This is a genomic window from Mycetocola zhujimingii (assembly GCF_003065425.1).
GTDB classification, from domain to species: Bacteria; Actinomycetota; Actinomycetes; order Actinomycetales; family Microbacteriaceae; genus Mycetocola_A; species Mycetocola_A zhujimingii.
The window spans coordinates 1,227,574-1,243,080 of record NZ_CP026949.1 but is presented as its reverse complement, the minus strand read 5'-3'; the positions used below and the strand labels follow the sequence as shown (position 1 = coordinate 1,243,080).

Below are 15,507 nucleotides of genomic sequence, written 5' to 3'. Positions count from 1 at the left end.
CGAATGTAGGCTCGCCCGGGCAACGGGGCAACGCTGGTTCCGCCCAGTAAGCCGCGCCCTCACATCCGCTCGGCACCTCAACGCGCGGGTGTCGACACGACACCGCTGTGAGCGCACCTCGAAGGCGCGGGTCGCCGAAACCCGCGATTGAGATACGGCGGTCGGCGGAGCTGGCTGAACGCCTCCGCGTGCTCTGTCTGTCCGGCGACGAGCACCGTGTCTCCGCTCGCCAGCACCGTATCCATCGTCGTATACGTCCACGGCTGATCACCGTGCTTGTAGGCGCTGATGGTGATGCCGTAGCGGGCACGAATGTTCGTGTCTCTCAGCGGTATTCCGACCACGATCGAGGGCGGCTGGGTCTTCACCAGCGCGAAGTTGTCGCCGACGTCGAGGTAGTCCTGCATCGCCCCTCGCACGAGGTGCGCAACGCGGCGGCCCATGTCCTTCTCCGGGTAGATGACCCGTTTGACGCCGAGCTGTTCCAGGATCGCGCCGTGCGGATCGCTGACCGCCTTCGCCCAGATCTGCGGGATGTTGAACCGCAGGAGGAGCGATGTGGTGAGGATGCTGGCCTCGATGTCACTGCCGATCGCGACCACAACCCGGTCGAACTCCGGAATCGCGAGCTGCCGGAGCGCCTCCTCCTTGGTGGTGTCGGCCCGAACGACGTGGGTGAGCAGGCCGTTGAGGCCCTGAACTGTGTCTTCGTCGGCGTCGATGCCGAGAACCTCGGTGCCGTTGGCCATGAGCTCAAGCGCCAGAGCGCTGCCGAAGCGGCCCAGCCCGATCACAGCGACGGAATCAGCTTCCGCGATCCGTGTGGGGTCGGCTCCGCGGAACAGGTGGAAATTAGCCAATGATGGGCCTCTCTTTCGGCAGCTCGTACACTACCCGTCGCTCGTTGAGCGCGAGGGCGGACGCGAAGGTGATGGGGGCGAGTCGGCCGATGAACATCAGCAGGATGAGGGCGACCTGACCTGCCGGTGGAAGCGACGCAGTTATCCCTGTCGACATCCCGACGGTTGCAAAAGCGGAGATCGCCTCGAACTGGAGTTTGTCGAGGGGCAGGTCGGTGATCAGCATCAGGAACACCGTCGCGACCATGACCACCGCGACGCCGAGGAGCACAACGGTGATCGCCTGGCGGTGGACCGCTCGGGAGAGGCGCTTTCCGAACACGTTGACGGCGCCCTGGCCGCGAATCTCCGTGAGGATGATGAAGTAGAGCACAGCGAAGGTGGTGATCTTGATTCCGCCGGCCGTACCGGCAGGCCCGCCACCGATAAACATCAGAACGTCCATTCCGAGCCACGACTCGGGATACATCGCTGCGGTATCCACACTGTTGAACCCCGCCGTGCGCGTCTGCACCGACTGGAAGAAACCGGCGAGGATCTTGCCCGGCCATTCCATCGGCCCGAGCGTAGCGGGGTTGTTCCACTCCAGAACCGTGATGTACACCGTGCCGCCGGCCAGGAGGATGACCGTTCCCCACAACACGATCCGGGTATTCATCGACCACTTGAGCGGGCTGCGGAAGTGCTTACGCAACTGCATGATGACGGGGAAGCCCAGACCGCCGAGGATGATGGCCGCGGCGATCGGGAGACAGATGAACGGGTCTGTCGCGTAGGACATCAGGCTGTCACTGAAGAGCGCAAAGCCCGCGTTGTTGAACGACGAGATCGAGTGGAACACGCCAAGCCACAGCGCCCGACCGACCGGCTCACCGTAACCGAGGATGAAACGGATGGTGAGAAGCAGCGCGACGACTCCCTCGACGACGAGGGAGATCCGGACAACACCGAGAATCAATCCCTTCACGTCGTCAAGGCCGAGGCTCTTCACTTCGGCCGCTGTCGTAATCCGTGACCGCAGCGACATCCGTCGGATGACCGCGAGGCCGATGACCGAGGCGAACGTCATGATCCCGAAGCCGCCGATCTGGATCATGGCCAGGATCACCACATGGCCGAACGTCGTCCAGTACACGGGAGTGTCCACGACGATGAGCCCGGTGACGCACACGGACGACGTTGCCGTGAACAGCGCCTCGAGGAACGACGCTCCGCCCGGTCCCACTTTGGCGATGGGGAGCATGAGTAGCGCGGTGCCGACGAGGACAGCGCCGGCGAAGCCGAGGAATACGGCCTGGGCGGGGTGGGGGTGCAGTAGCCGTCGCCACAAGGGCGGGGACGAAGACCGGGTCGGTGTCTGCACCGGGCAATACTAGTGGCCTGCGTCGGCTGTATCGGCCGCATCTGAACGCGACCCGCCGGGTTCGTACTCTGTTGGGCCGACCACCGTCAAGACGTGTCGCAGGGAAAGGCCTCGGCGTATCGTCGACTGTCACGGGAACCGGTCCAGAGTCGACCCGGTGCCGAAACGTGCACGCCTCTCACCGCAAGGAGCAACGATGACCGACCAGCCCGGAATCCCTGACGCAGAGTCGATCTCGCCCGACGCCCGCACGATCGCGATCCTGGGTGCAGGCGGTGACCTCACCGAGCGGTTGCTGTTGCCGGGACTTGCCCGCGTCGTCGAATCAGCCCGGGGGCTGGACCTCACGCTGATCGGAGCCGCCAGGACAGCGCAGAGCGACGAAGAGTGGCAGTCGCTCGTGCGTCGCAGCCTCGAGGATGCCGGAATCTCGGCACAGACTGTCAACGCGCTGTCCAAGCGGGCACGATTTGTTCAAACGGATGCTTCCAATCCGGACGAGCTGAAAGCCCTGTTGGACGCCTGCCCGTCAGCACCGGTGCTCTACATCGCACTTCCGCCGGCGATGGGCCGTCGGGTCGCTGAGGCACTGGCCGCGATCGAGCTTCCCGACGACCTTGTCGTGGCGATCGAAAAGCCGTTCGGTGAGGACCTCGACGACGCCCGGGCGTTGAACGAGGCATTGGCGGCCGTGATTCCCGCCGACCGGTTGTGGCGCATCGACCACTTCCTCGGGAATGCCACAGTGCTCGGGATGCTCGGACTCCGATTCGGAAACCGCCTGCTCGAAGCCACCTGGAGCGCCGAACACATCGAGAAGGTCGAGATCGTCTACGACGAAGTGCTCGGACTCGAGGGTCGTGCCGCCTTCTACGACCAGACCGGGGCGCTGCGCGACATGCTGCAGAGCCACCTGTTGATGGTGCTCGCCCTCATCGCCATGGAACGGCCAGAAGAAATCACCGCGAGTGACGTGCACGAACGGATGGCTGAGGTCCTCGGCGTCACCCGTATCTGGCGTGACGACCCGACCTCGGCTCGCCGGGCACGCTACACCGAGGGGCGCGTCGACGGGAAGCTGTTCCCCTCGTATGTCGATGAAGCCGACGTCGATGGCGACCGTGACATCGAGACCCTCGCTCAGCTGCTGCTGCAGATCGACACTCCCCGGTGGGAGGGCGTTCCGTTCGTGCTGCGCTCGGGCAAGGCCATCGGCAATCCCCGTGCAGAGGCTGCGGTGCACTTCCGCGCGTCGACGCCTCCCGCCGGGTTCCGCGGTGCGAGTGCAGACACCGGCACCGTGTTGCGGATGTCGCTCGAGAACGGTGACGTCGACCTCGACCTGTTCGTCAACGGTGCCGACGACGCGGCGGAACTGCGACGCGTGACCCTCGAGGCGCGACCCGGTGAGCCGGAACTTGACGCGTACGCACAGGTGCTTGCGGGCATCCTGCAGAACGACACTTTGCTCTCTGTTCGCGGCGACATTGCCGAGCAGTGCTGGCGCATCGTTACCCCGGTACTCAACGCCTGGCAGGCGGGCGAGGCGCCGTTGGAGGAATACCCCGCCGGGAGCAGTGGGCCGGACGGCTGGTGATGCTCTCCCCCGTCGGGACCTATGGCCGGTGACCTTCGACGCCGAATCGGGGATCGTGAGTGCCCGGTTCGGGTAACGCGACGAAGGAGAGCGAGACATGAAGGCTGCACGCTACTACGGCAAGGAAGATGTTCGTGTCGAGGATATTGAGGAGCCCCAGCTGAGAGCGGGGACCGTCAAAATCGCGCCGGCATTCTGCGGCATCTGCGGCAGCGACCTGCACCTGTTCCACGACGGACCGATACCTCCCGCGCCGTCGACCGACACCCCGCATCCCCTGTCTCACGAGACGCTGCCTGTCGTCTTCGGTCATGAATTTTCGGGTGTCGTCGAAGAAATCGGCGAGGGCGTCGAGGGACTCAACGTCGGTGATTCGGTGGTTGTTGAACCACTGATGGTCGACGGCACCTGTGCGGCATGCAAGGCGGGCAAGTACAACCTGTGCGCGCAAATGGGCTTCATCGGCATCTCGGGGCTCGGCGGCGGCATGAGCGAGCACATCGTGGTTGAGAAACGCTGGGTACACCCCGTCGGCGACCTCCCGCTTGACCAGGCCGCCCTCATCGAGCCGCTCGCGGTCGGGCTGCACGCCGCGAAGCACGCCGGAGTGACAGCGGGCCAGGTCGCCGTCGTCGGTGGCGCCGGTCCCATCGGATTGCTGCTGGCAGCCGTGCTCAAGGCCAAGGGCGTGAAGACGATCGTCAGCGAGGTCTCACAGGCTCGCCGCGAGAAAGCTGTCTCTTCGGGCGTCGCGGATGTCGCGGTCGACCCGTCGACCGAAGACCTCAAAGCCGTGGTGGCGGCGCACAGCGACGGCGCCGGAGCGGATGTCGCGTTCGACGCTGCGGGTATCGACGTTGTGGTGCACCAGCTTCTCGACGTTCTTGCCCCTGGCGGCCGGCTGGAGATCGTGGCCATTCACACCCACCCGATCGAAATCGACATCGCCGCCGAGCTGACGTTCGGTGATCGTGTGCTCGGCAGCTCGATCGGTTACGCGAACGATCACCCTGAGGCGATCGAACTCGCGCGAAGCGGCAAGGTGAATCTCGCGCCGTTCATCACCTCGAAGATCGTCGTCGACGACCTGATCGAGAAAGGCATCGAACGCCTCGTCTCGAACAAGGACAACGAGGTCAAGATCCTGGTGTCGATGCACTAGACCTCGACCCACCGGCGCCCCTCGCTGACGGGCGGCTCGAGGTCGGTTCGAGGCCGGTTCGGTCAGCGCACGATCGCGGCGGTCAGCGCGTCGATCTCCTGCTGGCGCTGCTCAGGCTTCTGCACCCGACCGCCCACACCCGGACGCTCCTGCCACGGGAGGGGTCCGCCCGCACGGCGATACTCAACGCCACGCTCGTCGAGCCTGCCGAGGTGCGACTGCAGCCGCGTCTCGAATTCCTCGAAGGCTCCTCCTGGCCCGCTCCACAGCACCTCGGCGAGGGCACACGCCCGCGGCCAGAGCATGTAGTCCCGTGATCGGGCGTCCTCCATGTGTTCAGCCCACAGGTTCGCCTGCGCTCCCCGCAGCAACACGGCCTGCTCGGCCGTGGCCCACTCCGGAACCGGGCTGAACGAGTACACATCTCGAAGTCCGACGACGACACCGACAGGAATCGGCTCACGCGGATCATCCGACTGGCGGTAGTCGAAGTACAGCCGGTTGTCGGGGCAGGCGATGACCGGGATGCCGCGACGCAGCGACTCACCGATCCCGGCATCCCCCCGCCAGCCGAGAACCGTGACGTCCGCACTCACGTCGTGTTCGAGTACCTCGTCCCACGCGAGCATTCGTCGACCCCGCTGTTCGATGTGCGCGCGCAGGTGGTCGAGGAACCAGAACTGCAGTTCGCGCGGGTGCGACAGTCCACGCTCGAGCGCGAGCTCCCGCGACCGGGCATCGGCTTCCCAGGCACCGGACGGCACCTCGTCGCCCCCGAGCCCGATGTCGACGGACGGGAAGAGCGCGAGCACCTCGTCGAGCACGATCCGGAAGAAGTCGACGGTGCTGGTCTCAGCGTTGAGCGGGTACGGGCTGATTCCCCACCGCGGGTACACCTCGACCGTGGGCGGGTGCCCGTCAGCGTCGGGCACCCCGAGATCGGGGTACGCCGCGATCGCGGCCTGCGAGTGACCGGGAAGATCGATCTCGGGCACGACGACGATTCCGCGGTTCGCGGCATACGCCACGATCTCGGCGATGTCGTCCTGGGTATAGAAACCGCCGTGTGGTCGCTCGATCTCGGGAGCCGTCGCGTCGTCCGCACCCACCTGGGTGCGATTTCGCCACGCACCGACCTCCGTCAGTCGGGGGAACGCACGGATCTCGATCCGCCAACCCTGGTCATCAGTGAGGTGAAAGTGCAGGCGGTTGAACTTGTGCATCGCCATGAGGTCGATGATGCGGAGCACCTCGCGTACGGGAAGGAAGTGGCGTGCGACGTCGAGCATGATGCCCCGCCAGGCGAAGGCCGGCTCGTCCTCGATGTGACAGGCCGGCACCGTGACGGTACGGGCTGTGGCGCTCACTGAACGCCAGATACCGTCGCCCATCAGCTGGAGAACAGTGGCGGTGCCGTGCAGGAACCCGGCCGCATCTGCCGCCGTGATGCTGAGGCCGTCCGTTGCAACGTCGACGCGGTGAGATTCCGGCGCCAGCGTGGCGTCCATCACGAATCGGATGCCTGTGGGCGCCTGATCGACGACGTCGACACGGATCCGCGCACCGGCCCACAACCGCTCGGTCAGCAGCGCGACGGCATCCGTCGCATCCGGAACCGCGGCAATCGCGACGGTTCCGTTGAGAACGAATTCGCCCTCTGCTTCGGTGAAGAGCCGGGGACGAGGAATGAGCGTGTGCATACGGTGGACTTTCATGAAGGTGATGCCTCAACGTGATCGCGAATGGTACGTCGATGAGGGCGAGCGGGTGAGTTAATGATGCAGGCGACTTATCTAATTCGCGAACCGGGTTGGAGACGCGGGTCAGGGGCCTGGCTGGCGGGAGGCGGGCTCGCCGACTGACGCCCTTCTTCCCGGGCGGCAGCGACCGGTTGCGTGACGCGATATGAACTCACCGCTCGGTGCGTCCTTAACGCGCGTGCCTTCCCCGGCGTCGCTTAGCGCCGGGGCGCGAAGAGCGCGTGCAGCAACGGTACTGCAGACACGGCCATCAGAACCGTGCCGAACACGGCATCCGCGTCGCGGACGAGGGCACCGCCGACGAGCAAACCGGCGAACAGGATCGCCGATACCGCACGCTGTGCGATCCGTTCCAGCCGTGCCACCCGGCGGTCGAGGGCGGAGCTCTGCACCGAAACCGTGCCGTCGTGAAACCGGGTGATGAGGTCGTCCAGGCGCCGGGGCAACCGCAGGGCGAGGCCGGCGACGTCGAGAACCTGCTGGGCAGCATCCTTCACCACGTTCCCACCCTCGTCGCGCAGCAATTGCGTGGCGTACGGCTCGATGGAATCCCACAGGTTGAACTTGGGGTCGAGCGAGCTGCACACACCGGACGTCAGCGACATGGCCCGGATGACTAGCAGGAAATTCTCGGGCAGCTGGAACGGCAACGAGCGCACAACGTCACCGAACTCGATAGCGAAATCACGGAACTCGCGCGGGTCGACGTCGCGCAGCTCGGCGAAGCCCATGCCACCGAACCGCGCGAACAGCTGAACCATCGCCCGTTCGAGCTCAGCTGTTTCAGCGGTCGGCAGCAGCACTCCGACGGAACCCATGGCGTCGACGAGTCCCTTCCCATCGCGAGACGCCGCGGCAATCAGCAGTTTCCGCAGGCCGGCACGGGTGCTGGCGGACACCTCCCCCATCATCCCGAAATCGATGAAGGTCAGCTTCCACGACCGTTGACCGGGTGGGGCGTCGATCGGCGTGACGAAGATGTTGCCCGGGTGCGGGTCAGCGTGGAAGAAGCCGTTGGTGAACAGCTGGTCGAACATTACGGTGGCGAAGACGGATGCCACATCGCCCGGTTCGATTCCGGCCGCACGGAGGGCATCCGTATCGTTGATTTTGATCGCCGTCACGTCTTCGAGCGTGAGCACCCGCCGGGTCGTGCGCTCCCACACCACGGCGGGAACGGCCACCCGGTCGTCGCCGGCGAAATCGGCCGCGAACCGCTCCGCATTCATCGCTTCGTGCAGGTAATCGATCTCCTCGAGACTCGTGACCGCGAACTCCTCCACCAGCGCGGGCGCGTCAACACGGTCGGACACGAGACGCACGTGGCTGAGCCACCCGCCCACCTTACGCAGCGCGGCCAGGTCAACGTCGACGATCTCGTCGATACCGGGGCGCTGCACCTTGATCACGGCGCCGGTCAGCCCCGTGTCGGCGGTATCGAGCGCACCGAGGGTGGCGCGATGGGCCTGGCCGAGGGATGCCGCTGCAACGGGCGTCTCGTCGATCCACTGGAACGCCAACTCGAGCCGCACGCCGAGTTCCGCTTCGGCGAGGGTCCGGATGGCGGCGAAGGGCACGGGGGGCACTTCGTCCTGCAGCCCCTCGAGTTCGGCCGTGATCTCCGGCGGCAGGACGTCGAGCCGGGACGATAGGAACTGGCCGACCTTGATCATCAGCCCGCCGAGGTCGACCGCGAGCACGTGGAAGCGCCGTGCGAAGCGCTGCATCCGCCGTGTTCGCGTGCTGTCGGCGACCCTCCGCAATCCGATGCGCGGGAGCACGAGTTCGTACCACCACGTCACCGCGAGATTCCACCCGGCGAACCGCAGGATGCGGCGGTACCGGGCACGCGTATTTCCAGCTCCGGACGGCGAATGTCCTCGATCCTGGCGAACCGACGGCACCTCTCTGTCAGTCCTGGGCGAGAATCGAGTAGAGCCGCCGCCGCGCCTCGTCGAGCACCGCGACCGCTTCCCGGATCTGCTCCGGCGACCCGGTTCGACCCACCTGTGCGGCCGCCTGGGCAAGTTCAACGCCTGCCTTCGGCAGCGCGGTGACCCCGGACTTGTCGTTCGCGCCCGTCGTCTCCCACGGCGCTGTGCTGCCGGAGTCGACGGTCACCGCGCGCCCGGCCTCGGTCAGGGAATAGGTCTTGCGGCCATTCGATTCCTCTGACGCGATCAGCCCTTCGTCGGCGAGCAGTTGCAGTGTCGGGTACACCGAGCCGGCGCTCGGCTTCCAGCTGCCGTTGCTGCGCTCCTCGATCTCGCGGATGATCTGGTAGCCGTGCATCGGCTTCTCTGCGAGCAGCGCGAGTACAGCGGCCCGGACGTCACCACGGCCCATCCGACCGCTTGGACGTTGTTTGTCGAAGGTGGATCGCAGCTGCTCCATGAATTGCCACATGCCGTCCGTGGGGATGCCTGCGCCGAATCCTCCTGCGGGGAATCCTCCTGCGGGGAATGAGTTGCCCATGATGAACCTCCTGTGGTTTCCGAGCGATGGTCAACGATATATCGTTCGCTCAGCGAGCGATAGAGGCGTGAAGCGGAGATCCGGCTTATTTCCGGGCGGTACACCGTGTCACGCGAGCACCCGATGAACTGAGGCGATCGCGCTCGACCCCTCACCGACAGCGGCGGCGACGCGCTTCATCGACCCGCGGCGGACATCCCCGGCCGCGAACACGCGAGGGGTCGAGGTCTCGAACGGCAGAGGTTCCCGCCCCAGGTCTTGCCAGCGTTGCAGCGTCTGCTGCGAGATGTCGGTTCCGGTCCGGATGAATCCGTCCTCATCACAATCGAGGCCGCCGATCCAGCCGGTCGCCGGGTCAGCGCCGATGAAACAGAACAGTCCGCGCGCCTCAACCGTTCCGGCGGTATCGATGTGCACGGCTTCGAGGGTGTGCTCGCCGTCAAGCCCGACGATGTTCGACGAGGGGTGAAGGTGGATTCGTGGGTCGTCAACGATTCGGTCGACCAGGTACGACGACATCCGCTCGCCGAGGTCGCCGCCGCGCACCACCAGGTGAACGTCGCAGCCGTTGCTCGCGAGATACAGCGCTGCCTGACCGGCCGAGTTCCCGCCGCCGGCGACGACGACCGGAGCCCCGTGCACCTGCCTCAGTTCCAGGGCCGTCGCGGCATAGTAGATGCTGGTTCGCTCAAAGAAGTCCCACCGGTCCAGGTGGAGTCGCTTGTAGGCGGCACCGGATGTCACGACGGCCGAGCGCGCGCGAATCACCTTCCCGTCCGTCAGCACCACCTCGAGTCCATCGCCGGTGGAACGCAAACCGGATGCCGCGCAGGGCGCGAACACCCGCACGCCGAACTTGATCGCCTGGAGCGTCGCCTGTCCGATCAGCGACGCCCCGCTGACTCCGAAGGGGAATCCGAGGAAGTTCTCGATGCGCGAGGTCGCCCCGGCCTGACCGCCAGGCGCAACGGCTTCCAGAAGAAGTGTATTGAGCCCCTCGGATGCGCCGTAGATGGCCGCTGCCAGTCCCGCCGGTCCACCGCCGATCACGACGAGGTCCACTGCGCCCTCACTCGTCGGCTCATAACTGAGCCCGAGTTGCTCAGCGACCACGGCGGGAGTCGCTCGAACGAAGGCTTCGCCTTGAATAAAGGCCACCGGCAGGTCCTCCGCCTCCCACTCAAAGCCGGGGTGCGAAATGGTCGCATCCGGTTCGAGTTCGAGTGCCAGTGCCGTGTGAATGAGGTCCAGGCGTTCCGCAAACCGCTGGAGCGCAAGAAATTCACGGGAGTCACCGACGCCCACGAATTTCAGGGTCAGCGCCGCCGAGCCCTTCCGAAGCGACTCGCGGCGCGCCCACAGAGAGTGCAGGATGAGGTCCCCAAGTTCGTCGTCCTCGGAGAGCGCCTGCCGGAGCGCGGCGGCTTCCAGACGCCAGATCCGGCTGGGGGCCTTTGCCCTCACGGACAGGAATGCGCGCTGACCGTTGAGCAGCCCGAGTTCACCGGCAAAGTGGCCCGGCCCGATGAGTGCCAGCACCTCTTCATCGAGCCACCAGAGAGAGTCTCGAACGAGTTCGAGTTCACCAGACTCGACGAGGATCATCGGATAGTTCTCGTGACCCGTCGCGATGATCTGCTCGCCAGCTGCGACGTCGGAACGCGTCGCGTGTTGCGTCAGTCGCGACCACTGCGCGTCGCTGAGCATCGGGATGGTTTCAGGATCCGCGTAGTAGTCGACCATGGCAGCGCCTCAGCTTTCGGTAAACGCGGCGGCCGTCGTGAGCCGCCCCAGTCAGCGAAACAAACACATCTGAGTCTGCTCGTCGACCGCCATGCTGTCTACGGCGAGTTCCGCGTCCTCGCCCTTCCCGAGTCGGTATTCAGCTAACAGCCCGGAAAGCAACCGGCAGTGCCCGTGAAGGACCAGGCAGCCAGCCACAAGAACACCGCCAGCGGCAACAGGGAGCCCCAGATCAGGAGGACCACGAGGAACGTCACACCCAGGACGCACAGTGTTGCGGCGACCGTGAACCGAAGCAGTGGCTGCACCGCGGGTTCAACCTCGACGTCGATGACATCCGTACCCATCAGCTCCTCGAGTTCGCTAGCGACGGGCGCCGGCCCTCGATGGCGCGCCCGGGCCGCTTGGGGAACTTCCGGTCCTGTCATGTCGCCACCCTACTGGGGCGAGAGGTCGATCCCTTGAGAACGGCGCTTGGCTACGAGTCCTTCGCGAGGTGCACCGGTGGCAACGTCAGCGATTCGCGGAGAGTCAGAACGGCCACACGAGCGGGACGTAGAGCACTGCCACCGCGACGAAGATCACCGTGAGCGGGAGTCCGATCCGCCAGTAATCTCCGAAGCGGTACCCAGCAGGCTGCATGACCATCATGTTGACCGGCGTCGAGATCGGCGTCAGGAACGCCGCGGCACCGCTGACGGTGAGCGCCATCATGAAGGGAAGGATGCTGACCCCGAGCACACTCGCGACGGAGACGGCAACCGGCGCGACCACGAGGACCGTTGCAACGTTCGACATGAACATCCCGAGGATGACGGTCACAATGCAGATGGCGAGCAGTGCGAGGTGTGGCGAGGCCTGCCCAACAAGGGCGAGCAGGGCATCCGCGACCACGTCAGCAGCGCCCGTCGCGATGAACGCGGAGGAAAGCGGGATCATGCACGCAATGAGAACGACGGGTTCCCATGCGACCGAACGGAATGCCTGCGTCGGCGTGAGGACCCGGATGAGGATGAGTGCGCCAACAGCGAGCACCCCGGCCACCACCGCGGGAACAACCCCGGTCGCGAGGAGAAGAATCATCCCGGCGAGCACCGCCAGCGCGCGGCGTGCGCCGCGTCCGAGCGGAACGCCCCGCTGCAGCGACCGGGGCGAGGTCACAGCGATGACATCCGGGGAGCTGACGTATCGGTGCAGGGCCTCCCATGGCCCCTGAACGAGCACGGAATCACCGGCACGGAGCGTGAGTGCCTCTCCGTTTGCCTCGAGTCCGGTTCCTTCACCGGGCCTGTTGAGCGCGAGGATGACCAGATCTTCATCGCGGGTCCGCATGCCCGCGCGTACCGAGCGACCGATCAGCGACGATCGCGGTGCGATGAGAACCTCGAGGACGCCCTCGCGCGGGCCGAAGTGGCGCCGCGCAGTGACGTCGACGTCGTAGGTTGCCCGCCATGCCTGCGCGCGCTCCTCGGGGTCGCTCGATTCCTCGGCGAGTCTCTCGGCCTCGCGATGCGGGAGCAGAAGGCCGCCCAGGCCGGCGGTGACAGCGAGCGTCAGCACGACGAGCGGGATGCCAACCAGCGCGAATTCGAAGTAGCCGAACTCGCGACCCCCTGAGCGAGCAGCGAGGTCGGAGACGATGATGTTCACGGGGGTTCCGGTGAGCGTGAGCAACGATCCAGCGCTGGCTGCGAAGGCAAGCGGCATCAGCATCCGTGACGGAACAATTCCCGCGCGCACCGAGACGACGACGGCGATCGGAAGCAGGGCCGCGACAGCACCGTTGATGCTGATGAGAGCGGCCAGCGCTGCCGCCATCGCGCCAATGAGAATCGTGAGGCGCGAGCGGCGTTGTCCGGCTCGGCCGATGATCTGCTTGCTGATCCACGCGGTGACGCCAGTGGCCACCAAGGCTTCACCGACGATGAAGAGAGTGGCGATAAAGATGACCAGCTCGTTGCCGAAACCGGCGAGAGAGTCTTCCAGTGTCAGCAGACCCGTGGCCCAGAGGGCCAGCGGAACAGCCGCGGCCACAAGCACCGGTGGAAGGCGATTCGTGACGAATGCGATCACGACAGCTATGAGGATGACGAAGATTACGGTCACCTGATCCATCGACGGCGCCTCATTTCCTGCGTTTGTTTCAAGCGTCCGATGTCGCGCTCGAACGCGCAGCCCTCATTGTCTCATTCGGTTCTGAGTGGAGCTCTCGGCGAGTGCTGATAGCCCGCTCACTGTGGCGCGTTCGAAGAAAAGCTTGACTGTGTTCCGAGGACACGGTTTCTACTGGGCACATGTTGGAGTCGAAACACACGGTGAAGCCGGGGAACGGCCGGGTCCTCCCCCGCTATCACTGGTGGCAGCTGTTCTCGCGTTCCCTCTTTCACCTCCACCTCACGGGCGAGGGCGGCACACCAGAGACGTGGTCCGTCGACATCCGGCAAGCCGGCGATGAGAACGGCACCGTATACGCCGAGCTCTACCGCGGCGGTATCCACCACGCTCGTTCTGAGCTCCCTGCGGCTTTCGCGGTACCGGGTGGCACCATCGAGGTCGAGCTGAGCGTCTTCGGGCTGAAGCGCTGCCACTATGTGACCGCTGACGGGTGGGAACAGCAGCTGGTGCCCGATCCCGCATCGGCCGAAGGACTGCGCGCCCACCTGGACCGGACGTCCCCGACGCTGAGCCGCGCTGTCGGCATTGCATCCGCGTTGATCCTCATCGTCGCACTCGTGCTGGGAGCTCCGCAGATTATCGAGCTGATCGCACAGGTCCCACCCGTCGCGGAGCGCCTCGGCACGTTCTCCAGCCCGGTCCAGCTTCCGGCCTGGGCGAACGTTTCGCTCACGGTCGCAGCGGTGGCGGCGAGCACCGAACGCGCACTCCGGCTGCGTTATAACCGCATCCTCGACGGCGGCTTCTTCGACGGCGACGACTAGACGACCGCCGACTTACCGAAACCATTCAACGCCACACGCCCCATCCAGGAGGAACCACATGTACGAACCACGACCCGCCGACATCGCTCTGCCGCCGACGGCATCCATTGGCCTGAATCATCTCTTCCCGGTTGACGTTCAGGCCGCGATACCCGCGACTGAAGCGTCGACAAGCGGGAGCGAGCCGCATGACGCGCATCTGGCGACCGTCCCGATTACGACTGCCCCTCCGCCGTCATAGGCTCCGTCCGCGCCGCTCTCCTCACGGGCAGACGCGAACGCTGCGTCCGTCGAAACTGACGATGTCGCCCAGCTGCAGCTGCCTGCCGCGTCGGCGATCAATTTCGCCGTTCACCGTCACGAGGCCGTCGATGATGGCCTCTTTCACGTCTCCACCGGAGTCGAGGAGTCCGGCAAATTTCAGGAACTGCCCGAGACGAATGCTCTCTCCGCCGATCGAGACATCGTCGATCGGAAGCGGCTGTGTCATATCCGAATGCTAGCCGACCACGTACCGGCCTGCCGGGGCGAGAATGGGAGGCCACCGGCGTCACCCTGCCCGCCAGATAGAGCCGGCGTCTCTATCCGGCCCGACCCGCAAAAAACAGAGGGACGCCCCGTACATATGGCTGATGTTGTGCCGAAGTAGCGGCAGGATGGGTTCCGTGAAGATTCTCTCGATTCAGTCGGCTGTTGCCTACGGGCACGTCGGCAATTCGGCCGCCGTTTTTCCGCTCCAGCGAATCGGAGTGGAGGTGCTGCCCGTTTTCACGGTGAATTTCTCGAACCACACCGGTTACGGAGCGTGGCGCGGGTCCCTCATCTCGCCCGAGGAAGTGAAGGACGTGATCCTCGGGATCGAGGACCGCGGCATTCTGCCTCAAATCGACCTCGTGCTCTCGGGGTACCAGGGCGGCACCGGAATCGGTGAAGTCATCGTCGATGCGGTGACGCGGGTGAAGGCCGCCAACCCCTCAGCGATCTACGCGTGCGACCCGGTGATGGGCAATGCGAAGTCCGGATGCTTCGTCGCGCCGGAGATCCCTGACCTGCTGCGCGACCGTGTTGTGCCCGTGGCCGACATCATCACCCCCAACCAGTTCGAGCTGGGTTATCTGACGGGAACGGAGCCGCTGACCCTCGCGGAAACACTCGATTCGGTCGATCTCGCTCGCGCGATGGGGCCGTCGACCGTGCTCGTCACGAGCGTGGAGCAGCCCGACCGCCCGGAGGGCACCATCGAAATGCTAGCCGTCGACGGTGAGGGCGCGTGGATCGTGCGCACTCCGCATCTGCCGTTTAAGGCGAACGGGTCTGGGGATGTGACCGCAGCGCTGTTTTCAGCGCACTACCGCGAGACCGGCAGCGCCGCCGTCGCTCTCGAGCGCACCGCGTCAAGCGTGTTCGACCTGATCGAGCTCACCTACAAGTCGGGGCAACGTGAACTCCAGCTCATTGAGGCCCAGGAGTTCTACGCCCACCCGCGACTGCAGTTCGCCGCCGCGCGGGTGCGGTAAGTCCGAAAGAAACGTCGCACTTCGGGAAGGCCGCCAGGCGTTTACCGTGGCATGGATGCAACGGACCGAGCGCTGCTCGGCTACTCAGGCG

At 65.4% G+C, this 15,507-nt stretch carries 14 protein-coding genes; 5 read left to right on the top strand and 9 right to left on the bottom strand.

The features are described 5' to 3' along the window. Positions 1 to 77: 77 nt before the first annotated feature. Positions 78 to 860, bottom strand: a complete 783-nt coding sequence (locus tag C3E77_RS05835; RefSeq protein WP_198412199.1) for a potassium channel family protein — start codon at positions 858 to 860, stop codon at positions 78 to 80. Continuing rightward, positions 853 to 2,223: a TrkH family potassium uptake protein gene (locus C3E77_RS05830; protein ID WP_234031312.1), complete on the bottom strand. Its 1,371-nt coding sequence runs from the start codon at positions 2,221 to 2,223 to the stop codon at positions 853 to 855. Before C3E77_RS05830 ends, C3E77_RS05835 begins: the two co-directional genes overlap by 8 nt. A 196-nt stretch (positions 2,224 to 2,419) precedes the next feature. On the opposite strand from C3E77_RS05830, the gene C3E77_RS05825 reads away from it, so the two are divergent. Both C3E77_RS05825 and C3E77_RS05820 read left to right on the top strand, forming a co-directional pair. Then, positions 2,420 to 3,820 carry a glucose-6-phosphate dehydrogenase gene (locus C3E77_RS05825; RefSeq protein ID WP_108390763.1) on the top strand — a complete coding sequence of 467 codons (1,401 nt, stop codon included), beginning with the start codon at positions 2,420 to 2,422 and terminating at the stop codon, positions 3,818 to 3,820. Positions 3,821 to 3,917: 97 nt separating this feature from the next. After that, entirely contained in the window at positions 3,918 to 4,982 is a 1,065-nt protein-coding gene (locus C3E77_RS05820) for a 2,3-butanediol dehydrogenase (protein WP_108390762.1), read from the top strand. Positions 4,983 to 5,044: 62 nt separating this feature from the next. Here the strand turns inward: C3E77_RS05820 and C3E77_RS05815 are convergent, their stop codons facing one another. From C3E77_RS05815 to C3E77_RS05790, 6 genes are all read right to left on the bottom strand, one after another. Beyond that, complete coding sequence (locus tag C3E77_RS05815) at positions 5,045 to 6,682, bottom strand: beta-N-acetylhexosaminidase (protein WP_162924925.1); 1,638 nt, start codon at positions 6,680 to 6,682, stop codon at positions 5,045 to 5,047. A 257-nt stretch (positions 6,683 to 6,939) separates the two neighbouring features. Further along, entirely contained in the window at positions 6,940 to 8,646 is a 1,707-nt protein-coding gene (locus tag C3E77_RS05810; protein WP_108390760.1) for an ABC1 kinase family protein, read from the bottom strand. Positions 8,647 to 8,653: 7 nt separating this feature from the next. Next, positions 8,654 to 9,217: a PadR family transcriptional regulator gene (locus C3E77_RS05805; RefSeq protein WP_108390759.1), complete on the bottom strand. Its 564-nt coding sequence runs from the start codon at positions 9,215 to 9,217 to the stop codon at positions 8,654 to 8,656. A gap of 108 nt (positions 9,218 to 9,325) precedes the next feature. After that, positions 9,326 to 10,960: an FAD-dependent oxidoreductase gene (locus C3E77_RS05800; protein WP_198412198.1), complete on the bottom strand. Its 1,635-nt coding sequence runs from the start codon at positions 10,958 to 10,960 to the stop codon at positions 9,326 to 9,328. A gap of 143 nt (positions 10,961 to 11,103) precedes the next feature. Beyond that, positions 11,104 to 11,388, bottom strand: a complete 285-nt coding sequence (locus tag C3E77_RS05795; RefSeq protein ID WP_162924924.1) for a hypothetical protein — start codon at positions 11,386 to 11,388, stop codon at positions 11,104 to 11,106. A 103-nt stretch (positions 11,389 to 11,491) separates the two neighbouring features. After that, positions 11,492 to 13,075, bottom strand: a complete 1,584-nt coding sequence (locus tag C3E77_RS05790; RefSeq protein ID WP_108390757.1) for an SLC13 family permease — start codon at positions 13,073 to 13,075, stop codon at positions 11,492 to 11,494. A 179-nt stretch (positions 13,076 to 13,254) separates the two neighbouring features. Here C3E77_RS05790 and C3E77_RS05785 point away from each other — a divergent pair, with 179 nt between their 5' ends. Continuing rightward, positions 13,255 to 13,899, top strand: coding sequence for a hypothetical protein (locus C3E77_RS05785; RefSeq protein WP_108390756.1), 645 nt, complete (start codon positions 13,255 to 13,257; stop codon positions 13,897 to 13,899). Between the two features lie 58 nt (positions 13,900 to 13,957). Beyond that, positions 13,958 to 14,140, top strand: coding sequence for a hypothetical protein (locus C3E77_RS15385; protein ID WP_162924923.1), 183 nt, complete (start codon positions 13,958 to 13,960; stop codon positions 14,138 to 14,140). 21 nt (positions 14,141 to 14,161) lie between these two features. Here C3E77_RS15385 and C3E77_RS05780 read toward each other — a convergent pair whose 3' ends face one another. After that, positions 14,162 to 14,389 (bottom strand): RNA-binding S4 domain-containing protein, encoded by a 228-nt coding sequence (locus C3E77_RS05780; RefSeq protein WP_108390755.1) that lies wholly within the window; start codon positions 14,387 to 14,389, stop codon positions 14,162 to 14,164. 175 nt (positions 14,390 to 14,564) lie between these two features. Between C3E77_RS05780 and pdxY the strand changes: the two genes are divergently transcribed. After that, on the top strand, positions 14,565 to 15,416 hold the full coding sequence (gene pdxY, locus C3E77_RS05775) for a pyridoxal kinase PdxY (protein ID WP_108393112.1): 852 nt from the start codon (positions 14,565 to 14,567) through the stop codon (positions 15,414 to 15,416). Positions 15,417 to 15,507: the final 91 nt, after the last annotated feature.